This is a genomic window from Plantibacter sp. MDV22-iso1 (assembly GCF_058408345.1).
The window spans coordinates 1,855,862-1,876,988 of record NZ_JBZVDY010000001.1; the positions used below are offsets into that span (position 1 = coordinate 1,855,862).

19 protein-coding genes are annotated in these 21,127 nt (G+C 69.6%); 15 read left to right on the top strand and 4 right to left on the bottom strand.

The window, feature by feature from the left end:
- The first annotated feature begins 177 nt into the window (after positions 1–177).
- Both AC4PMY_RS08950 and AC4PMY_RS08955 read left to right on the top strand, forming a co-directional pair.
- On the top strand, positions 178–1,482 hold the full coding sequence (locus AC4PMY_RS08950) for an alpha/beta hydrolase (RefSeq protein WP_491622504.1): 1,305 nt from the start codon (positions 178–180) through the stop codon (positions 1,480–1,482).
- A gap of 93 nt (positions 1,483–1,575) precedes the next feature.
- Positions 1,576–2,010, top strand: coding sequence for a hypothetical protein (locus AC4PMY_RS08955; RefSeq protein ID WP_064295426.1), 435 nt, complete (start codon positions 1,576–1,578; stop codon positions 2,008–2,010).
- Positions 2,011–2,046: 36 nt separating this feature from the next.
- Here the strand turns inward: AC4PMY_RS08955 and AC4PMY_RS08960 are convergent, their stop codons facing one another.
- A complete protein-coding gene (locus AC4PMY_RS08960; RefSeq protein ID WP_231884346.1) occupies positions 2,047–3,060 on the bottom strand; it encodes a LacI family DNA-binding transcriptional regulator in 1,014 nt (337 codons plus the stop codon).
- A 183-nt stretch (positions 3,061–3,243) separates the two neighbouring features.
- Between AC4PMY_RS08960 and AC4PMY_RS08965 the strand changes: the two genes are divergently transcribed.
- The 6 genes from AC4PMY_RS08965 to AC4PMY_RS08990 all read left to right on the top strand — a co-directional run bounded on the left by AC4PMY_RS08965 (position 3,244) and on the right by AC4PMY_RS08990 (position 9,678).
- The gene (locus tag AC4PMY_RS08965) at positions 3,244–4,473 is read left to right on the top strand and encodes a Gfo/Idh/MocA family protein (RefSeq protein WP_071261477.1); all 1,230 of its coding nucleotides are present in this window, start codon (positions 3,244–3,246) and stop codon (positions 4,471–4,473) included.
- A 70-nt stretch (positions 4,474–4,543) separates the two neighbouring features.
- A complete protein-coding gene (locus AC4PMY_RS08970; RefSeq protein WP_491622505.1) occupies positions 4,544–5,803 on the top strand; it encodes a sugar ABC transporter substrate-binding protein in 1,260 nt (419 codons plus the stop codon).
- A 5-nt stretch (positions 5,804–5,808) separates the two neighbouring features.
- The gene (locus tag AC4PMY_RS08975) at positions 5,809–6,807 is read left to right on the top strand and encodes a carbohydrate ABC transporter permease (protein ID WP_491622506.1); all 999 of its coding nucleotides are present in this window, start codon (positions 5,809–5,811) and stop codon (positions 6,805–6,807) included.
- Between the two features lie 14 nt (positions 6,808–6,821).
- Entirely contained in the window at positions 6,822–7,703 is an 882-nt protein-coding gene (locus AC4PMY_RS08980; protein ID WP_082916066.1) for a carbohydrate ABC transporter permease, read from the top strand.
- A 59-nt stretch (positions 7,704–7,762) separates the two neighbouring features.
- Positions 7,763–8,542, top strand: a complete 780-nt coding sequence (locus AC4PMY_RS08985; RefSeq protein WP_491622507.1) for a ThuA domain-containing protein — start codon at positions 7,763–7,765, stop codon at positions 8,540–8,542.
- Positions 8,539–9,678, top strand: a complete 1,140-nt coding sequence (locus AC4PMY_RS08990; RefSeq protein WP_491622508.1) for a Gfo/Idh/MocA family protein — start codon at positions 8,539–8,541, stop codon at positions 9,676–9,678. The genes AC4PMY_RS08985 and AC4PMY_RS08990 overlap by 4 nt, the downstream gene beginning before the upstream one ends.
- A 50-nt stretch (positions 9,679–9,728) precedes the next feature.
- Here AC4PMY_RS08990 and AC4PMY_RS08995 read toward each other — a convergent pair whose 3' ends face one another.
- Positions 9,729–10,505 carry a hypothetical protein gene (locus tag AC4PMY_RS08995; protein WP_491622509.1) on the bottom strand — a complete coding sequence of 259 codons (777 nt, stop codon included), beginning with the start codon at positions 10,503–10,505 and terminating at the stop codon, positions 9,729–9,731.
- Positions 10,506–10,592: 87 nt separating this feature from the next.
- Between AC4PMY_RS08995 and AC4PMY_RS09000 the strand changes: the two genes are divergently transcribed.
- Together AC4PMY_RS09000 and AC4PMY_RS09005 are read left to right on the top strand one after the other, a co-directional pair.
- Positions 10,593–12,137, top strand: coding sequence for a leucyl aminopeptidase (locus AC4PMY_RS09000; RefSeq protein WP_491622510.1), 1,545 nt, complete (start codon positions 10,593–10,595; stop codon positions 12,135–12,137).
- Positions 12,138–12,377: 240 nt separating this feature from the next.
- Positions 12,378–13,022 (top strand): SAM-dependent methyltransferase, encoded by a 645-nt coding sequence (locus AC4PMY_RS09005; RefSeq protein WP_064293892.1) that lies wholly within the window; start codon positions 12,378–12,380, stop codon positions 13,020–13,022.
- Positions 13,023–13,245: 223 nt separating this feature from the next.
- Here AC4PMY_RS09005 and AC4PMY_RS09010 read toward each other — a convergent pair whose 3' ends face one another.
- Complete coding sequence (locus tag AC4PMY_RS09010) at positions 13,246–14,316, bottom strand: LacI family DNA-binding transcriptional regulator (RefSeq protein WP_064293893.1); 1,071 nt, start codon at positions 14,314–14,316, stop codon at positions 13,246–13,248.
- A gap of 208 nt (positions 14,317–14,524) precedes the next feature.
- On the opposite strand from AC4PMY_RS09010, the gene AC4PMY_RS09015 reads away from it, so the two are divergent.
- The 5 genes from AC4PMY_RS09015 to AC4PMY_RS09035 all read left to right on the top strand — a co-directional run bounded on the left by AC4PMY_RS09015 (position 14,525) and on the right by AC4PMY_RS09035 (position 19,240).
- Positions 14,525–15,397 (top strand): ABC transporter substrate-binding protein, encoded by an 873-nt coding sequence (locus AC4PMY_RS09015; protein WP_064294108.1) that lies wholly within the window; start codon positions 14,525–14,527, stop codon positions 15,395–15,397.
- 69 nt (positions 15,398–15,466) lie between these two features.
- Positions 15,467–16,255, top strand: coding sequence for an amino acid ABC transporter permease (locus AC4PMY_RS09020; RefSeq protein ID WP_064293894.1), 789 nt, complete (start codon positions 15,467–15,469; stop codon positions 16,253–16,255).
- A complete protein-coding gene (locus tag AC4PMY_RS09025; RefSeq protein ID WP_064293895.1) occupies positions 16,252–17,022 on the top strand; it encodes an amino acid ABC transporter ATP-binding protein in 771 nt (256 codons plus the stop codon). The genes AC4PMY_RS09020 and AC4PMY_RS09025 overlap by 4 nt, the downstream gene beginning before the upstream one ends.
- On the top strand, positions 17,022–18,107 hold the full coding sequence (locus tag AC4PMY_RS09030) for a Gfo/Idh/MocA family protein (protein ID WP_491622511.1): 1,086 nt from the start codon (positions 17,022–17,024) through the stop codon (positions 18,105–18,107). The genes AC4PMY_RS09025 and AC4PMY_RS09030 overlap by 1 nt, the downstream gene beginning before the upstream one ends.
- Positions 18,104–19,240, top strand: coding sequence for an NAD(P)/FAD-dependent oxidoreductase (locus AC4PMY_RS09035; protein WP_064293896.1), 1,137 nt, complete (start codon positions 18,104–18,106; stop codon positions 19,238–19,240). Before AC4PMY_RS09030 ends, AC4PMY_RS09035 begins: the two co-directional genes overlap by 4 nt.
- Positions 19,241–19,489: 249 nt before the next feature.
- On the opposite strand, the gene argG is transcribed toward AC4PMY_RS09035, so the two are convergent.
- Positions 19,490–20,929, bottom strand: a complete 1,440-nt coding sequence (gene argG / locus AC4PMY_RS09040; RefSeq protein ID WP_071261487.1) for an argininosuccinate synthase — start codon at positions 20,927–20,929, stop codon at positions 19,490–19,492.
- Positions 20,930–21,127 lie beyond the last annotated feature (198 nt).

Sequence of the window (21,127 nt, forward strand, 5' to 3'; positions counted from 1 at the left end):
GATCCTCCGTGCCGCTTGCCACGCGGCGGTACCTTCCGGTGCTGACGCCTGGCTGGCGCCCGCTCCCGGAACCCCTCAATCCTATGGGCGAGCCCGTGAGGACGCCCAACGACCCTTGTCCGGCACCGGATGGCCGCTTAGCCTGACAACCATCGCGGTACGCAGGATGGAGCACCGATGGACTGGCTGTGGAACCTCGACGTCATCGACGGTCCCCTCGTCTGGGTGCTCGACGGGCTCAGCATCGCCGGCCTGCTGTACCTCGTCATCCGTCGGTCCGGGCTGCTGTGGTACCTGAGCGCCGCCATCGCCCTCCTGGCGGGCGCGCTCCTCGCCCTGGGGACGGTCTGGCTGGTCTTCGACGTGCTCAACCTCTTCGGCGGGCCGTTGATCCGCTCCGCGGAGCCCTGGTTGATCGGCGTCTTCGCCGGCATCGCGCTCGCCGTCCTCACGATCTGCTGGCGCGTCTCGTGGAAGCGGCGCGTCATCGCCGTCGCGTGCATCCTCGTCTTCGGCGCGACCGCGGCGCTGGGCGTCAACGGCGCGTACGGCGTCCAGACCACCCTCGGGTCGATGTTCCACGTCCAGAACCGCAAGCCGATCACCCTCGTGACGCCGACGAGCACGCCCACCGGCGATCCGGCCCGTCCGCTGTACGAGACGTGGAAGCCGCCGGCCGACCTGCCGAAGACGGGCAGGTTCGGCCCGCTCCCCACAGGCGACCGGATCCCGAACACGAACTCCGGGTTCGACGCACGCCCGGCGCAGATCTACTACCCACCCGCCGCGCTCGTGAAGGATCCCCCGGCGCTCCCGTTCGTCCTCATGATGATGGGACAACCGGGCGACCCCGACGCGAAGTGGATCGGCGAGGCGCTCGACGCGATCGCCGCCGACCACCAGGGGCTCGCTCCCATCGCGCTCGTCGTGGATCAGCTCGGCGACCCTTCCGTGGATCCGCTGTGCATCGACGGGCGGTACGGGAAGGTGGAGACGTACGTCACGCAGGACGTGCTCCCCTGGGCGAAGGCGAACCTGCACATCCTCCAATCGCCGAAGGATTGGACGGTGGCCGGATACTCGGCCGGCGGCAGCTGTGCGATCTACTACGGAGCCAAGTACCCGCAGACCTTCGGCAACGTCGTCAGTGTCTCGGGTGAGGAGTATCCCGGAGCCGGGCTCCCGGCGGACAACCTGCGCGTGATGTTCAACGGCGACCAGAACGCGTACGACGCGATCAAACCGTCGACCATCATGGCGAAGACGAACTACGCCGACACGGAGGCGTTCTTCTCCGCTGGGACGGCGGACGCGGTCTACACCGACATGATGCGGCGCGCCGCAGCCACCGCAACGTCGGCCGGCTGGAAGGTTCAGACCTTCGCGATACCGGGCGGCGACCACGGCGCCAGCTCGCTCACGGGCGGGCTGGACCAGACGCTCCGTGCGCTCTACCCGCGGATCGGCCTCCAACGACCATGACGGCGGCGGGGCTCCACGACCCGGCCTCCACTCCACCGTGGGCTGTGGAGAACTCCGGCGGCGATCTGAACCGATTGGTTATGGTCGATGCCCATGACCAGCCAGCTCCCGCCGATGCCACAGCCCCTCCTCGTCCAGATCGGGAACATCAGGGTCACTGAGGACGTGATCATGACACCCGCCGGCACGTGGCCGCTCGCGGACGTCAACGTGACGTCGAGCGATCAGACCTCGACGACCACCCACACCCCGGCGTGGGCCATCGTGCTGGTCATCGTGTTGATCTGGTTCTTCTTCCTCAGCCTGCTGTTCCTCTTCGCGAAGGAGAGGCGTGTCTCGGGGTTCGTCTCCGTGAACGTCCAGGCCGGCCCGTACACCTACACCGAGCAGGTCCCGATCTCGACCGACTTCGCCCGACACGACACCATGAACCGCGTCGGCTACACCCAATCACTGATCGGGCAGGCAAGGCACCGGGCGATCGCGAACCGAGCGGCGGAGTCCTCCCGGCACCCTGAGGTGCGGTGACCGGTCGGTCGAAGGCCACGCACGCGACGAGTTGGCTCAACCGGGCGGCGGTGCGAGAGACGCGCCCTCGAGGAAGGCACCCATGACGAGTTCGTGGCGCAACTCGCCGAGAGTGCCGTCGAGACGGCCGACGAGGGTCTCGACGCCCATCCGGCCGAGCTGGGCGGCGGGCGAGACCAGGACGGCGAGTTCGGGGTCCGCGGTCTCCGACACCTCCGTGGTCGAGCCGATGAGGACGACCGACAGGTCACGCGGAACCGAGACGCCGAGCCGGCCGAGTTCGCTCACGAATCCGACGGCAGCCCGATCGTTGAGGACGAGCAGTGCGGTGGCCTCGGGCGCCTCCTCGAGCAGCGTCGTGGCGAACGCACGACCTCCCGCGGGGTTCGGTGGGCACCGCAGCGTCCGGCCACGGAGTCCACGGGCGGCGCAGACGGCGTGGAACGTCTCCCGGACACGGACCACCGGCCCGTACCCGTCGAGGTCCTCGCGCTCCGGTTCCTCCAGGAGCACGAGGTCGCGGTGGCCGAGCGCCTGCAACCGATCTATCGACTGCTCGACCATGCCCTCGAAGTCGACGTCCACGTAGTCGAGGCCTGATGGGTCACGCGTGCGGCCGATGAGTGTGAGCGGGGTCTTCGCCGCGAGGAGCTGGTCGACGCGTCGGTCGTCGAGACGCACCTCCATGAGGATGACGCCGTCGATGAGGCCGTCAGAGGTGAGGTCACGGAGCGCGTCCGGATCGTCCGGTTCCGGCCAGAGGACGACGGTGTAGCCGAGTTCGGCAGCGGCCTCCGCAGCCCCCGTGAAGAAGCGGGCCGCCGTATCCGACAACCGATGCTGCAGCACCGGGAACAGCAGTGCGATGATGCGGGTCCGACGGCTCGCGAGCGCGCGGGCGACCGCGTTCCGGCGGAAGTCCAGCTCGACCATCGCCGACTCCACCCGCAGTCGGGTGGCCGGGGACACCGGCTTCGAATCGTTGACGACGAACGACACCGTGGCGACCGAGACCCCTGCGAGTCGCGCGACGTCACGCATCGTTGCCATGGATCCCCGTTCAGGTGCGGTGCTGTCCGGTCAGTCTCTCACGGATCACAATTCGGTAAACCGGTTAAATTGCTCCTTGACGATTCCGACGACGCGGTGCATGCTGATTCCCGAAGCGCGCAGTAAACCGGTTAACTTTCTGGTCCGCGCGATCCGACCTCGACCGGCGAAGGAGCCGTGCTGATGCCTGTACCGACCACCGACGACCACCGGACCGAGCAGCCACTGCGCGTCGCGATCGTCGGGTACAGCTTCATGGGCACGATCCACGCGCAGGCCTGGACCACCGCTCCCCGCTTCTTCGACCTCGGCCGCGGAGTCGACCTCGTCGCCGTCTGCGGTCGCGATGCCGACGCCGCCCGCGCGTTCGCCGACCGGTTCGGGATCGCCGACGTCGAGACCGACTGGCGAGCGCTCCTCACCCGTGGCGACGTCGACGTGATCGACATCTGCACCCCGGGCCACCTCCACGCCGAGATCGCGATCGCCGCACTCGACGCCGGCATCCACGTCCTGTGCGAGAAGCCGCTCGCGAACACGATGGAGGAGGCCGAGCGGATGAACGCCGCGGCCGAACGGGCGGCGGCGCGCGGCGTGCACGCGATGGTCGGCTTCAGCTACCGGCGCACCCCCGCGCTCGCCTATGCGCGACGGCTCGTCACCGACGGTCGCCTCGGGACGATCCGCCACATCCGTGCTCAGTACCTGCAGGACTGGATCGCGGATCCCACCTTCCCGCTCGTCTGGCGGCTCGACGCCGACCAGGCTGGCTCCGGTGCGCTCGGTGACCTCGGCGCCCACATCATCGATCTCGCGCGGTTCGTCACCGGGCAGGAGCTGACCGGCGTGAGCGCCCTGACCTCGACCTTCGTCACCGAGCGGCCGCTCCCCACCTCGTCGAGCGGCCTCAGCGCCACCGCGGGCGACGACCCAGAGGATGGCGAGGCCACGGAGCCGCTCACCGGGCAGGTGACCGTTGACGACGCGGTCGTGTTCATCGCCCGGACCGACGGCGGCGCCCTGGCGACCTTCGAGGCCACCCGCTTCGCCACCGGTCGCAAGAACGCGATGCGGCTCGAGGTCGACGGTTCCGATGGATCGCTCGTCTTCGACTTCGAGCGCATGAACGAGCTGCAGTTCCACGACCACACCCTCCCGGCCGAGGAGGCGGGCTTCCGGCGCATCCTCGTCACCGAACCCGGTCACCCGTATGCGGACGCCTGGTGGCCGGCCGGCCACGGCCTCGGCTACGAGCACACCTTCGTCCACGAGGTCGCCGACCTCGCCCGCGACCTCGCCGCGGGCCGGGCGCCCGAACCGGGCTTCGCCGACGGCCTCCGGGTGCAGCGCGTGCTCACCGCAGTCTCGGCGAGCGCCGACGCAGGCGCCGCCTGGATCCCACTTCACCACTGACCGAACCACCCACCGCACCACGATCACCACCGCATCACGAACACCACTCACCAGGCAAAGGAGCCATGACATGAGATCCACGACCACCCGCGACACCCGGCCACGCATCATCCGTCGGCCGCACGTGCTCGGATCGCTCGCGATCCTCGCGATCACCCCGTTCGCCCTCACCGCGTGCAGCGGGGGCGGTGGCGCGGCTGCCGGAGGCGACGCCGGCACCCTCACGATCCTCGACTACTACAACAACGAGCCCGACAAGACCCTCGTGGGCGACGCCCTCGACCGGTGCGCGGACGACGTCGGCGTGAAGATCAAGCGCGAGACCGTCCCCGGCAAGGACCTCATCCAGAAGGTGCTCCAGCAGTCGTCGTCGAAGACGCTGCCCGACGTCCTCATGCTCGACAACCCGGACGTCCAGGAGATCGCCGCGACCGGCGGCCTCTCGCCACTCAGCGACTACGGCGTCGACACCTCGGGCTTCGCGAAGGGCATCCTCGACGCCGCGAGCTACGAGGGCGAGGTCTACGGCCTGGCACCGACGGTCAACACCCTCGGCCTCTTCTACAACGAGGACCTCCTCGCGGCGAAGGGCCTCACCCCGCCGACCACGTGGGACGAACTCAAGACCGCAGCGGCTGCACTGACCGAGGGCGACACCTACGGGCTGGCGTTCAGCTCCATCGCCACCTACGAGGGCAGCTGGCAGTTCCTGCCGTTCATGTGGACCAACGGTGGCGACGAGGCCGACCTCACGACGCCCGCCGTCGCCGAGGCCCTCCAGCTGCAGGTCGACCTCGTGAACTCGGGTTCGGCGTCGAAGAGCGTCATCAACTGGTCGCAGGCCGACGTGAACGACCAGTTCATGGCCGGCAAGGCCGCGATGATGATCAACGGTCCGTGGCAGATCCCGGCCCTCAGCGCTGACACGAACCTCAAGTACGGCAGCGTCCAGGTTCCGGTCAACAAGGCCGGCCAGACGCCCGTCGCCCCGCTCGGTGGCGAGGTCTGGACCGTCCCCGTGACCGGCGACAAGGACAAGCAGGCGAAGGCGGCGAAGTTCGTCGAGTGCATCTCGAGCGACGAGAACCAGCTCGCCCTCGCGGAAGCCCGCTTCACCGTCCCGACGAAGACGGCCCTGGCCGAGCAGTACGTCGCGAAGGTCCCCGAGATGGCCGCGTTCACGGAGCAGGTCGCCAATGCCCGCTCGCGCACCGGCGAGCTCGGCGAAGAGTGGCCCGAGGCCGCGACCGAGATCTACACCGCCATCCAGCTCGCCCTGACCGGGCAGGCGACGCCTGAAGAGGCGTTCAAGCAGGCGGCCGCGGGCTGATCCCGATGAGCAGTGGCATCGCCGGAGCATCGCTCCAGGACCGGAAGTCCGACCAGCGGTCCAGCGGCACCGACGGGGGCGCGCCGACCAAGCGCACCCCCGCAGGGGCCGGCCGCCGGTCCCGACGCTTCCGCCGGGAAGACCTGATCAAGCTCGGCTTCGTCCTCCCCGCAGCGCTCTACATCGTCCTCTTCTTCGGCTATCCGGTCGTCAAGAACGTCACGATGAGCTTCCAGGAGTACACGACGAAGACGTTCTTCACGGGCGAGGCGCCGTGGGTCGGGTTCGCGAACTACGTGACCGTGTTCAGCTCCCAGCTGTTCACACCGGCACTGCTCAACACGGCGCTGTTCACGGTGGGGTCGATCGCCGGGCAGTTCGTGATCGGGCTCGCGCTCGCCGTCTTCTTCAAGCGTCGCTTCCCCCTGAGCTCGTTCCTCCGCGCGATGCTGCTGCTCCCCTGGCTCCTCCCCCTGATCGTGTCGAGCGCCACCTGGCGGTCGATCCTCGACCAGGACAGCGGCGTCCTGAACGCCGCCCTCGGCTCCATCGGCCTGTCGGGCGTCCCCTGGCTGACGAGCCCGTCGGTGGCCCTGTTCGCGGTCGTCCTCGTCAACATCTGGATCGGCATCCCGTTCAACGTCACGATCCTCTACGGCGGCCTCCAGGACATCCCCGACGAGCTCTACGAGGCGGGAGCGCTCGATGGCGCGACCGGCTGGAAGGCGTTCCGCCACATCACCTGGCCGAACCTCCGCCCCGTGGTCAGCGTGGTGCTCGTGCTCGGCGTCGTCTACACGATCAAGGTGCTCGACATCATCCTCGGCCTCACGAACGGCGGGCCGGCGAACGCCACCCAGACCCTCGCGGTGCGGTCGTATCAGGAGTCGTTCGTGAACTTCGAGTTCGGTGTCGGTGCGGCCTTCAGCAACATCCTCATCGTCATCTCGCTCCTCTTCGCCATCGTCTACCTGCGCGTGAACCGACGCGCGGTCGACGAGTAAGGACACGGACCCTCATGACCACGACCAGCATCGTGACCGGCGGCCGGCAGACGCGCCGCTTCGCCCCGGTCGGCCCGCGTCGCCACCGCGGCGACCGGCGCCACCTCGGTTACACCGTCCTCGGCATCCTCATCCTCGCGATCATGCTCTTCCCCGTCTACTGGATGGTGAACGCGTCCCTGCAACCCTCCGGTAACACGCTCACGGGGGACTTCTTCCCGGTGAACCCGAGCTTCGCCGGGTACGAGAAGGCGATCGCCGACCAGGGCGGGCACCTCGTCACGAGCCTCGTCATCTCGCTCGGAACCGTCGTCCTCAGCCTCGCGATCGCGGCCCCGGCGGCCTACGCCCTCGCACAGTTCCGGTTCCGCTGGATCAGCATCGCGCTCCTCGTGATCCTGATCGCCCAGATGATCCCGGGCATCGTGATCGCGAACGCCCTCTACTCGGCCTACAACGACCTCGGCCTGCTCAACTCGATCCCCGGGCTGATCCTCGCCGACGCCTCGCACGCCATCCCGTTCGCGATCCTCATCCTGCGGGCGTCGATGCAGACCATCCCGCCGTCGATCGTGGAGGCGGCACGGGTCGACGGCGCGGGGCACGTGCGGGCCTTCGTCTCGATCGTCCTCCCGGTGAGCCGCAACGTGCTCATCACCGCCGGCCTGTTCGCCTTCCTCTTCTCCTGGAGCGACTTCCTGTTCGCCCTGACGCTGACGACGACGGAGGACGTCCGGCCAGTGACGCTCGGCATCTACCAGTACCTCGGCTCGCAGGTCTCGAACTGGAGCGCGGTGATGGCGACCGCCGTCCTGTCGTCCCTGCCCGCGATCCTGCTGCTCGTCATCGCCCAGCGGTTCATCGCCGCGGGTGCGACGGGCGGTGCCGTGAAATGACCGACGACCACTCCGACACCCTCTCCGACCACGCAACGCATCCTCGAAGGAGCACCACCATGTCCGACAGCAGCACCCCCATCCGCGTCCTCGTCTGGGGCGAGAACCGCCACGAGCAGATCGAGGAGAAAGTCCGCGCCATCTACCCGGACGGCATGCACACGACCATCAAGGAGGGCATCGAAGAGCACCTCGGTGCCGAGGCCGTGGTGACCACGACCACGCTCGACGAACCGGAGCACGGGCTCACCGAGGAGGTGCTCGCCGCGACCGACGTGCTCGTCTGGTGGGGCCACGCGGCTCACGGTGAGGTCGCCGACGAGGTCGTCGAGCGCGTGCACCAGCACGTGCTCGCCGGCATGGGCCTGCTCGTGCTGCACTCCGGCCACTGGTCGAAGATCTTCGGCAAGCTCATGGGGACCTCGTGCACGCTCCGGTGGCGGTCGGAGGAGGACCGCGAGATCGTCTGGACCGTCGACCCCACCCACCCGATCGCCCAGGGGATCCCGCACCCGTTCATCATCCCGGCGCAGGAGATGTACGGCGAGTTCTTCGACGTCCCCGCGCCCGACGAGCTCGTCTTCCTCTCGACCTTCACCGGTGGCGAGGTCTTCCGTTCCGGCATGACCTACAAGCGCGGCTTCGGCAAGATCTTCTTCTTCTCCCCCGGCGACCAGGACTACCCGGTCTACCACCACGAGCACGTCCGTCGCGTCCTCGCGAACGGCGTCCGGTGGGCGCAGACGCTGCGTCCAGCACGCGCGGTGCCGGTCCTGCTTCGGTATGAGACCGAGGACTTCTACAACGGCCGCGGGTACGAAGGGGCGCTCGCGCGATGAGTGCTCCTGTCGACGGTGGCTTCGCGACGCTCGCGGACGCCACCAGGCCGGTCCGGCTCGTGCTCGTCGGTGCGGGCGGGATGGGACGGGCCTGGTTGCGGACGATCCTCGCGAACCCGGACACGGAACTCGTCGGCGTCGTCGACCTCGACACGGCCCTCGCCGAGTCGGCGGTGACCGAGGCCGGGCTCCGGGCGGGGCCCGAGGGTGTCGTCGTCGGCACCAGCGTGTCGGTCGTCGCCGAGGCGACGGGGGCGGACGCGGTCGTCAACGTCACCGTGCCCGCCGCGCACCACCCGGTGAACACCGAGGCGCTCTTCGCCGGGTTGCCGGTGCTCTGCGAGAAGCCGATCGCACCGACGGTGGCGCAGGCCCTCTCAATGGCGGCGACGGCCGAGGCCAGCGGGCAATTGCTCATGACGAGCCAGTCGCGTCGCTACTACGCATCGATTGCCGCCTTCCGGGAGCAGGTCGCCACGCTCGGTCGGCTCGGATCCGCGACGACCGAGTTCTTCAAGGCACCGCACTTCGGCGGCTTCCGCGAGGAGATGGCGCACGTGCTGCTCGTCGACATGGCGATCCATGCCTTCGACGCCGCCCGCTACGTCCTCGGCAGCGACCCGATCGCCGTGTACTGCGAGGAGTACAACCCGGGGTGGAGCTGGTTCTCCGCCGACGCCGCCGCGACCGCGGTCTTCGAGTTCGCCGGAGGCGTCCGCTACACCTACAGCGGCAGCTGGTGCGCGGACGGCGTGGAGACCTCGTGGAACGGCAGTTGGCGGGTGAACGGCGAGTACGGCACGGCCGTCTGGAACGGCGACTCCGCTCCGCAGCGGCAGCTCGCACCGCAGGGCGGCTCACCGTCGGCGGTCGAGACCGCCGAGCTCGAGCCGGACGTGCCGGAGGAGATCGCGGGCTCGCTCGTCGAGTTCGTCGACGCCCTGCGCACGGGGCATGTCCCCTCGGGTGAGGTGCACGCCAACGTGCTGAGCCTCGCGATGGTGGAGGCCGCCGTGCGGTCCGCCGAGTCCGGCGAGCGCGTGGTCATCGCGGACGTGCTCGCCCAGGCGCACGCGCAGGCGATCGAGACCGAGCCGCGCGCCGACGTCCGGGGCGCGCTCGTCGCCTCCCGCTGAGGTGAGGCGGATCGTCGCCCGCGCACCCCGCGAGCGACGATCCGCTCAGCTCACCAGGTCCCGTCGAGGAGGTCGCGGGTCACGACCAGGTTGAGGACCCGCCAGAGGCCGGAGTGACCAGGGGTCCGGCCCGGCCGGTTCGGCCACCCCTCGTGGCGTGCGACACGGACGAAGCCGACCTCGTGCCACACCGGGTCCGTCTTGCGGAACCGATCCGGCCGCCAGACGACCGGACGCTCCGGCAGATTGCCCGAGGCCGGCTCGCGCTTCGCTCGCAGCGTCGCCAGGGTCTCCGGCCCGGGGACCTGCTCGCCCACCCAGTCGAGCACGTCGAGCTCGGGTGAGTCACCGTATCGGGACCGATGGATGCCGGCGACCCGGAACAGGGCGGTCCGTCCGTTCGGCGCCGTGAACGCGAGGACGTCGCCCGGCGTCAGGTCGTCCTCCACATGGCGCCACGATCGCCGGAGGCGCTTCGGTGCGGGCTGCGGGCCGAGGAGCTGCTCGCGGAGGCGGTCGAGGGCCGCGGTCCGCCTGGCGACCTCCCCCGGGCCCGCTTCGGCCCACAGCTCGAGGTCGGCACCGCGATCGATCGCCGCGAGCGCCCGCGTCCGCACGTCGGGATCGAGCCGGCCGACCTCACTCTGCGCGGCCGCGAGCGGGATCCACAGCTCGCCGTCCTCGCGCTCCACCAGATGGGCGAACGACGCGATGGTCTGTCGCGTCGCCTCGTCGTCCGGCACCCGGTCCTGCACGTACTCGCGGTACTCGGTGCGGATGTCCGAGGCCGTGTCGTTCGAGAAGATCGCCGTTCCCCATGCACCCATCCCGGCATCCTGCCAGACCCCTCGCGTCAGCGGCCAGGTGAGGCCCATACGATGGATCCAGCCCGATTCCGAGACGAAGGACGCTGCATGCCATCCCGCCCCACCAAGCTGATCCCGCCGACCTTCTCCCGCACCCCCTCACTCGATGCCGAGGCGGTCGAGCTGAGCATCGCGATCGAACTCCCCGAGGGCGTGGAGGCGATCGGCCTGGCCGTCGCCCCCGCAGCCGACGGCGCCGGCGACGACATCCCCGCCGCGCTCGGACTCGACCGCGCGGCACTGACCCGCGCCGGCTTCACCGGCGAGATCGGCCAGACGCTCGTCATCCCCAGCCAGGACGCCCCGACGTACATCGCGGTCGGCGTCGGTGCACCCGAGAAGCGCACCCCGGCAGCCCTCCGCGACATCGCTGCGGCCTTCGCCCGTGCGGCATCCTCCTTCGCGAGCATCGGCCTCGACGTGGCGCGGTCGTTCGACCTCGACCCGGCCTCCGCCGGGCAACTCGTCGTCGAGGGCGCGCTCCTCGCCCGGTACCGCTACACCGAGTTGAAGCGGGAGACGAAGCGCACCCCGCTCGTCGCGCTCCACCTCGTCGCCGGTGCTGAAGACCTGCCCGAGACTGCGACGGGCGCACACCGTGGCGAGGTTCTCGCCCGTTCGGCGAACCTCGCGCGCGATCTCGCGAACACGCCTCCCGGACACCTCACGGCGACCGACCTCGCCGAGGTGGCCGAGACGCTCGGTGCCGCCAACGGGCTCGACGTCGAGGTCTTCGACAAGGACGCGCTCATCGAGCTCGGTCTCGGGGGCCTGCTCGGCGTCAACGCCGGTAGCGTCGAGGAACCGCGCATGATCAAGCTGCGGTACACGCCAAAGGACGACGACGGCTCGCCGATCGAGGCCGCAGGACACCTCGCGCTCGTCGGCAAGGGCATCATGTACGACTCGGGCGGCATCTCGCTCAAGCCGTCCGACCCGTCCCACGCGGCGATGAAGATGGACATGGCGGGCGCCGGAGCGATCCTGTCCGCCATGACGGCGCTGGAGGAGTTGCACTGCACGAGTAGCGTCACGGCGTTCCTCATGTGCACGGACAACATGCCCTCGGGCTCGGCCACGATGCTCGGCGACGTGCTGACGTTCCGCAACGGCACCACCGTGGAGATCAAGAACACCGACGCGGAGGGTCGCCTCGTCCTCGCCGACGGCCTGAGCCTCGCCGTCGAAGAGGAGCCGGACGCGATCGTCGACATCGCGACGCTGACCGGTGCCGCGATCATGGCGCTCGGCACGAAGACGGCGGCCGTGCACGGCACCGACCAGGGCATCGTCGACCAGACGCTCGCCTCATCGAAGGCCACCGACGAGCAGCTGTGGCAGCTGCCGCTCGAACGCAGCTACCGCAAGCAGCTCGACTCGGACGTCGCGGACCTCGCCAACATCGGCGGCCGGTTCGCCGGTTCGACGCTCGCCGCACTGTTCCTCGCGGAGTTCGTCGGCGACATCCCGTGGGCGCACCTCGACATCGCCGGCACCATGCTCGTGGAGTCGGACGAGTCGTGGCGGTCGAAGGGTGCGACCGGGTACGGCACGCGCCTCCTGATCGACCTGGCGCTCAACTTCCGCGCCTGACGCAGGACGCGGCGTCGATGCCCGGTCCCTGAGCCTGTCGAAGGGCGGCGACCGGACCGTCTTTCCCCGCGAGCACTTCGACAGGCTCAGTGACCGGATCAGCCCATCCGCAACCCGGTCACTGAGCCGCAGCCCGGTCCCTGAGCCTGTCGAAGTGTCGAAGGCCGCGCGGCGACAACCTCCGTTGCCGTTCCGGCAAGAAACGGCCGTTCGCAGCCGCTGCCACGGCAGGCTGATGCCATGACCGCTGAGCACGAGCCCGCCATCACCGATCCCGCCGCCTTCTGGGAGCACCGCTACAGCAGCCGCGGCCAGGTGTGGAGCGGCAAGCCGAACGCCGCCCTCGAGCGGGAGGTGGACGCGTTGGCGCCCGGCACCGCGCTCGAACTCGGCAGTGGAGAGGGCGCGGACGCCGTCTGGCTCGCCCGGCAGGGCTGGTCCGTGACGGCGGTCGACATCTCCCCGAGCGCGCTCGCCCTCGGAGCGTCGACCGCGGCAGAGGCGGGGGTCGCCGATCGCATCACCTGGGTGCAGGCCGACCTCGTCGAGTGGGAACCGTCGGCGTCGTTCGATCTCGTCACCGCGACGTTCCTGCACTCCCCCGTCGAGTTCCCGCGCGAGGCGGTCCTCCGTCGCGCGGCATCGGCGGTCGCTCCCGGCGGCACCCTCCTCGTCGTCGGCCACGCCGGTCCGCCGCCCTGGGCGACCGAGCACATCGCGCACGCGCACTTCCCGACGCCCGACGAGGTCCATGCCTCGCTGGAGCTTGAGGCGACCGACTGGGAGGTCGTCACCGCAGGCCTCGTCGTGCGCGCTGCGATCGGGCCCGATGGCGAGCCCGCCGAGCTCGACGACAGTGTCCTCGTCCTCCGTCGCCGTCCCTGACTCAGGAGCGTCTCGGCGTGTCGCGCCGTCCGCCCGGCGTGTCGCACCCGACACGCGGCAGAGGTCCTGAGTTAGGGACACAACAACACCCGCCGCGCATCCCGGCTCAAACCGGATCCCCCCGTCCCTACCTCAGGAGCGTCCCGGCGCGTCGCGGTGCCCGGCCGGCGTGTCGCGCCCGACACGCCGCGGCGGTCCTGAGTTACGAACCGAGGTCGACGGATCAGCGGGTCGGGGGCGCACCCACCGAGCCGCGCTCGATGAGCTTCTGGGCGAGCACGAACTCCTCCGCGTCTGCCCCCGCCCCACCGATCCGGGCGATCAACCGGCGTGCGGATTCCGCACCGAGTTCGTAGATCGGCTGCGACACGACGGTGATCGGTGGCGTGGTGAGGCTCGTCCAGTCGGCGTCGTCGAAGGCGATGAGCGACACGTCGTCGGGGATCGCGAGGCCGAGTTCGCGGATGGTCCGGAAGACCGCGGAACCGACCAGGCTGTCGGAGGCGATGATCGCGGTCACGGGGTCCGGGTCGCCGAGGACCTTCCGGGTGATGACGTCGATCCCCTCCGCACGCGCGTTGAGGTGGACGGACGCGGCCGGGTCCTCGACGCCGGCCTCGCGGAGTGCACCCGTGAAGCCGTCGATGCGATCGCCGACCGAGGAGGATCCGACATCGTCCCCTGCGGCATACGGCTCCCCGTGGCCGAGCGTCGAGATGAACGCGATCCGACGGTGTCCGGCGGCGAGGAGGTGCCGGGTGGCCACGGCCGCCCCGGAGGCGTTGTCGGCGACGACCGTGTCGGCCTCCATACCGGCCGCACGGCGGTCGAGGAGCACCACGGGACGCCCCTCGGCGAGCGCCGTTTGTAAACTTCTCGTTTCGATCGAGGAGGCCGGCGTGACGATGAACCCGTCCACGCGCTTGTCGAGGAGGAGCTCGATCGCTGCCGTCTCGGCATCGACCTCCTCATCGGAATTGGCGAGGATGAGATCGAATCCGGCGGCCTGCGCGACGTCGGATATCCCCCGGGTCGCACGAGCGAAGAACGGGTTCTCGATGTCGCCGATGACCACCCCGATCGTGTTCGACTTCCCCGTGTTCATGCTCTTCGCGAGGGCGTTCGGGCGGTAACCGAGGCGTTCCGCGGCCGCCTGCACGCGGTCCCGCACATCGTCGCTCACGGCCCCGTAGTCGCCGAGCGCGCGGGCCGCCGTGGCCTTCGAGACCCGAGCGGCCTTCGCGACGTCCGACACCGTCGCCTCGCGTCTGCCGGTACCCGGATCCGTTGCCATGTGCCCTCCGATGGGGTCTGCTGCGTCGTTGACGTTGTCCGAGAACCAGGGTACTGTCCTGGACAACCTGTTGAGACCGGTCTCAACCTACGACATTGAGACCGGTCTCACCAGCAGAACGACAGCAATGGAGCTGACGGCGTCCACAAGACACGAGCCGACGGTTCCCTCCACGCACCACGAACTCCTCCCCACGATTGGACTCGCCGTGACGAATCGCTTCACCCTCCGCAGGACGGCGCTCCTCGCCGTCGCTGCGGCGACCGCCCTCATCCTCTCCGCGTGCTCCGGTGGTGCCGGAACCGCCAGCAGCACCGAGGACAACCCGTACGGACTCATCACCCCCGGACAGATCCGCGTCGCCAGCCTCGGCGACTCGAAGCCGTACACCTTCACCGACGCCGACGGGACGTTCACCGGCTTCGACGTCGAGCTCTTCACCGACGTCGCCAAGCGGATCGGGATCGACGACGTCGTCTTCACCGGGCAGGACTTCTCCGGCCTCCTCTCCGCCGTCGCGAATGGCCAGTTCGACGTCGGCGTCGCCGCCATCGGCATCACCAAGGAACGCGAGCAGACCGTCGACTTCTCCAACGGTTACCTCGCCGGGTACCTCACGGTCATGGCGGCGAAGGACTCCGGCATCACCGACGCGGACAGCCTCGCCGGCAAGCGCCTCGGCGTCGTCCAGGGCACCCTCCAGGAGGCCTACGCGGTCAAGCACTTCACCGACACCGAGCTCGTGCGCTTCCCCGACAACAACTCGGCGATCTCGGCCGTCAACAGCGGCAGCATCGACGCCCACTTCCTCGACTACGAGGCGGCGAAAGAGTACGCGGCCCAGTACGGGCTCGTGAACGCCATCGACATCCCGTCCTTCGACGCACCGGCCGGGTTCGCCATCGCGAAGGACAAGCCCGAGTTCAAGAAGGCCCTCGACAAGGCCCTCGCCGAGGCGATGGAGGACGGCACCTGGAAGAAGCTCTACCAGAAGTGGTTCCCGGGCTCTCCAATGCCCGAGCAGTACCTCCCGAAGGCGGAGCAGACCTCCAGCCCCAGCCCGACCTCGTCGACCGAGTAGTCCCCGTCTCGTGGTGCGGGCCGAGCACCGGCCCGCACCACACCATCCCACCCCTCAGGAGCAGACAGCATGGACTGGCTCGACAGCATCATCAAGACCTTCTTCGACTTCGACGCGATGTGGCAGGTGTTCCCGCAGCTGCTCGGCACCGGGCTCGTCAACACCCTCGTCATCTCGATCGCCGCCACGGTGATCGGCGTCGTCCTCGGCATGATCATCGCCATCATGGGCATCTCGCCCTCACGCTGGCTCCGAGTACCCGCGCGGATCTACACCGACGTGTTCCGCGGCCTGCCGGCGATCCTCACCATCCTCCTCATCGGCCAGGGCTTCGCCCGCTTCAGCCAGCAGCTGTTCGGCCCCTCGCCCTATCCGCTGGGCATCCTCGCGCTCAGCCTCATCGCCTCCGCCTACATCGGCGAGATCTTCCGCGCCGGCATCCAGAGCGTCGACCGCGGCCAGCTCGAGGCCTGCCGGGCGCTCGGCATGAGCTACGGCAAGGCGATGCGACTCGTCGTGGTGCCGCAGGGCATCCGCCGGGTCCTCCCTGCGCTCGTGAACCAGTTCATCGCCATCGTGAAGGACTCGAGCCTCGTCTACTTCCTCGGGCTCCTCGTGAGCGAACGCGAGCTGTTCCGGGTCGGTCAGGACGCCGCCGTCCTCACCGGCAACCTCTCCCCGCTCGTCATGGCGGGGCTGTTCTACCTCGTCATCACCGTGCCCCTCACCCACCTCGTCAACTTCTTCGACAACCGCTTCCGGACGGGGCGCCGGAAGGCCACCCCGCCGAAGAGTGGCCTCGACGAACTCGACGAGGTGCAGCCACCCCTGCCAGTCACCACCGGGAGCAACACATGACCTACACCTCTCCCCTGCCCGTCACCGACGGGCACTTCTACCGCGGCTCGAGCCTGGAGCTCCGCGACGTCTCGATGGCGTACGGCGACATCGAGGTCATCCGCGAGGTGAGCATCGACGTCGAGCCCGGCACCACGACGTGCATCATCGGGCCGTCGGGCTCGGGCAAGTCGACGCTGCTCCGCGGGGTGAACCGCCTGCACGAGCCCACGTCCGGCGACGTCCTCCTCGCCGGCGAGAGCGCCCTGAAGATGAAGCCGGAACGGCTCCGGACGCGGGTCGGCCTCGTCTTCCAGCACTTCAACCTCTTCCCCGACCACACCGCGCTCGAGAACGTGGCCCTCGCGCTCCGCAACGTGAAGGGCATGTCGAAGAGCGAGTCGCTCCGGGTCGCGGCAGCACGCCTCGACGACGTCGGACTCGGCGAACGATCGGACCACCGACCCCGCGACCTCTCGGGCGGCCAGCAACAGCGCGTCGCGATCGCCAGGGCACTCGCGATGGAACCCGAGGTCATGCTGTTCGACGAGGCCACGAGCGCCCTCGACCCCGAACTCGTGAAGGGCGTCCTCAACCTCATGGCCGGCCTGGCGCAGCGCGGCATGACCATGCTCGTCGTGACCCACGAGATGGGCTTCGCCCGCAAGGTCGCCGACCAGGTCGTGTTCATGGACGAGGGCCGTGTGGTCGAGGCGGGCACCCCGTCGCAGCTGTTCGACGCCCCGCAGAGTCCCCGCCTGCAGCGCTTCCTCTCCGAGGTCCTCTGATGGCGGCACGCGTCTCCGGCACGATCAGGACGGGCGTCATCGGCTTCGGCACCTCCGGCGCGGTGTTCCACGCGCCGTTCCTCGCCGCGGATCCCGACTACTCGCTCGACCTCGTCGTGACCTCCGACCCGGATCGACGGGCCGAGGCGCTCGGCCGGTACCCGGGTGTCCAGGTCGTTTCGACCGCCGAGGAGCTCTTCGCCCGAGCCGACGAGCTCGACCTCGTGGTCATCGGCTCGCCGTCCGGCACGCACGCCGCGCTCGCGACAGCCGCCCTGGACGCCGGCCTGCACGTCGTGGTCGACAAGCCGTTCGCCGTCACCGCGGCCGAGGGCCGGGCCGTCGTCGATCGTGCTGCAGCTGCCGACCGCCTCGTCACGGTCTTCCAGAACCGCCGCTGGGACGGCGACTTCCTGACCGTGCGGCGGCTGCTCGACGAGGGCGCGCTCGGGCACGTCCATCGCTTCGAGTCACGCTTCGAGTGGTGGAAGCCCGATCCGCCCGCATCGTGGAAGACGGCCGCGACCGCAGCGGTGGGCGGCGGCATCCTCTACGACCTCGGCACGCACGTGATCGATCAGGCCATCCAGCTGTTCGGCGTGGTCGACGACGTCCAGGCGGAACTCGGCGTCGTCCGGCCCGGAGCGGTCGCGGACGACGACGCCTTCGTGGCGCTCCGTCACCGTTCGGGGGTCCGGTCGCACCTGTGGATGGGGTCGCTCGTCGCCCAAGCCGGCCCGCGGTTCCGCCTCCTCGGCTCCTCCGGTGCCTACACCTCGTGGGGACTCGACTGCCAGGAGCCCGCACTCAAGGCCGGCGCCGATCCACGCGACGACGGGTTCGGTCGGCGTGACCCGTCCGGCTGGGGCTCGATCGGAATCGACGGCGCGACGGAAACCGTCCCGATGGCCGACGGCGACTACGCCGCCTTCACCCGCCTCCTGGCGACCGCCCTCCACGACGGCGGTCCTCCACCGGTCGATCCGGCCGACGCGATCGCCGTCCTCGAGATCATCGAGGCCGTCCACGCGGCCGCAGCACCTCACGAACGCAGCACTCCAGAACAGAAAGAGCAGACAGCATGAGCAGCACCACCCAGACCAGCCGACGCGTCGTCGTGATCGGCGGCGGCATCCTCGGAACGTCCAGCGCCGTCGCCCTCGCCCGCCGAGGTGCCGACGTGACCCTCGTGACCGACCGCTCTCTCGCCAGCGGCGCCTCGGGACGATCGCTCGCCTGGTTGAACTCCGCAGCCCAGCGGTCGAGCGAGTACCACGCGCTCCGCGTCCTCGGGATCGATCGCTGGCGGACCTTCGCCGCGCAGATCCCGAGCGCGGACTTCCTCCGCTTCGACGGCGGACTGATGTGGGCACCGGAGGGCGAGTCCTACGCGGAGACCTTCGCCTACGAGCGCGGCATCGGCTACGACGCCCGCTGGCTGGCTCCGGAGGAGGTCGCCTCGGTCACGCCGGGTGTCGATCCGGCCGCCGTGGCTGCGGAGGGCGCGATCTTCAACCCGGGCGAGGGCTGGGTCGAGCTGCCGTCCGTGATCGAGGTGCTGTCCCGCGAGTTCGTCGCCCGCGGCGGGCGGATCGTGACGGACGCCGGCGCCGAGATCGCCTCGTCCGGTGGACGTGCCGTGGGTGCGGTGCTCGCGAACGGCGACCGCATCGAAGCCGACGCGGTCCTGCTGGCGACAGGTCCCGACGTCCCGGCCCAGCTCGCCGCACTCGGCATCACGATCGGCGACCAGAGCCCGGCCGCGTTCGTCGCGTTCACGAAGCCCGCCGCATCCGAGCTCGTCGCCGTCCTCAACACGCCGAAGGTGGCCGTCCGTCGCACCAGGGAGGGCGGCTTCGCGCTGGACTCCGCGTGGTCGGAGGAGGAGATCGAGGTCCGCGACGACGGCTCGCTGCACATCTCGGACTCGACCGTGGAGCGGCTGTTGGCCGAGGGATCGCGGGTGCTCGCCGGCAACCCGACCCTCGAACTCGACCACATCGGGGCCGGCTACAAGCCGATCCCCGGGGACGGCGAGCCGGTCTTCGGTGCGGTCCCGCAGCTGCCGGGCCTCTTCACGGCCTTCAGCCACAGCGGTGCGACACTCGGGCTCATCGCCGGTGAACTCCTCGCGGACGAGATCGTCGACGGCGAACCCTCGCCGCTGCTCGCGACCTTCCGGCCCGAGCGGTACGCGGAGTCACCCGTCCCCGCGTAGGCCTGGTCGGTTCACAACTCAGGATGGCCCCGGCGGGTCACATCGGCCACCCGGCGTGTCCGGCGGGACGCGCCGCACCGGTCCTGAGTTGTGAACCCCTGCCGTCCCCAACTTAGGAGTCGGCCGGTGTGTCGGCGGAGTTGCAGGTCGACACGCCGCAGGACTCCTGAGAACGGAACGGGAGGGACCACGACAGAACGCCCGCCGCACTCCTGGAGTGCGGCGGGCGTCCGGCGTTGCGAGGTGCGACTAGTCGGTGCCGGAGTCGAACGCGGCGCCCTCGGAAGCGAGGTCGGTCGCGCGCTCGAGGGCGTCGGCGGTCGGGTCGAGGAGTTCGCCGCCGAGGATCTCCTGCGCCTCACCCTGCTCGAGCTTGCCGACGAGGTCCGCGGTCGCGCCGCCGACGATGCCGGCCGCTGCGTACTGCTCGAGACGCGAGCGCGAGTCCGCGATGTCGAGGTTGCGCATGGTGAGCTGACCGATGCGGTCGTCGGGACCGAACGCTGCGTCGCCGACGCGCTCCATCGAGAGCTTGTCGGGGTGGTAGCTGAGGCCCGGGCCCGAGGTGTCGAGGATCGTGTAGTCGTCGCCGCGGCGCAGACGGATCGAGACCTCGCCGGAGACGGCGGAGCCGACCCAGCGCTGGATGGACTCACGGAGCATGAGCGACTGCGGGTCGAGCCAGCGGCCCTCGTACATGAGGCGGCCGAGTCGGCGACCCTCGTTGTGGTAGTTGGCGACCGTGTCCTCGTTGTGGATCGCGTTGAGCAGACGCTCGTACGCGATGTGGAGGAGCGCCATACCGGGGGCCTCGTAGATGCCGCGGCTCTTCGCCTCGATGATGCGGTTCTCGATCTGGTCGCTCATGCCGAGGCCGTGACGACCACCGATGGCGTTGGCCTCGAGGACCAGCGCGACCGCGTCGGCGTACTCGACGCCGTTGAGCGCGACCGGGCGACCGGCCTCGAAGGTGACGGTGACGACCTCGGAGGCGATCGCGACGTCTTCACGCCAGAACGGCACGCCCATGATCGGCTCGACGAGTTCCATGCCGGAGCTGAGCTCCTCGAGGCGCTTGGCCTCGTGGGTGGCGCCCCAGATGTTGGCGTCGGTGCTGTACGCCTTCTCGGTGGAGTCGCGGTACGGGAAGTCTCGGGCGACGAGCCACTCGCTCATCTCCTTGCGGCCACCGAGCTCGTTCACGAAGTCGACGTCGAGCCACGGCTTGTAGATGCGCAGGCGCGGGTTGGCGAGCAGACCGTAGCGGTAGAACCGCTCGATGTCGTTGCCCTTGTACGTGGAGCCGTCGCCCCAGATGTCGACGCCGTCCTCCTTCATCGCGCGGACGAGCATGGTGCCCGTCACGGCGCGACCGAGCGGCGTCGTGTTGAAGTACGTCTTGCCGGCGTTGCGGATGTGGAACGCACCGCACTGGAGGGCGACGAGGCCCTCCTCGACGAGCGCCGACTTCGCGTCGACGAGGCGCGCGATCTCGGCGCCGTACTCCTTGGCGCGGTCGGGGACGGCGCCGATGTTCGGTTCGTCCGCCTGGCCGATGTCGGCGGTGTAGGTGCACGGGACGGCACCCTTCTCGCGCATCCAGGCGACGGCGACGGAGGTGTCGAGACCTCCGGAGAAGGCGATGCCGACGCGCTCGCCGACGGGGAGGCTGCTCAAGACTTTAGACACGCCTGCGATTCTACGGGTTCGCGCGCCACGGTGTTCATTCGCCCATTCTTGGCGACGGAAGGCCCATTCGCCCAGGAATGGGCGAATGAACCGGAGCGGAGCACGTCGCCGCCGGTACCGCCTCGCCCGGGCCGGGGGACGGCGGGGGCTGTGGCGATATCGACGGCGACGCTGCTGTGAACCGGACGGATCGGACCA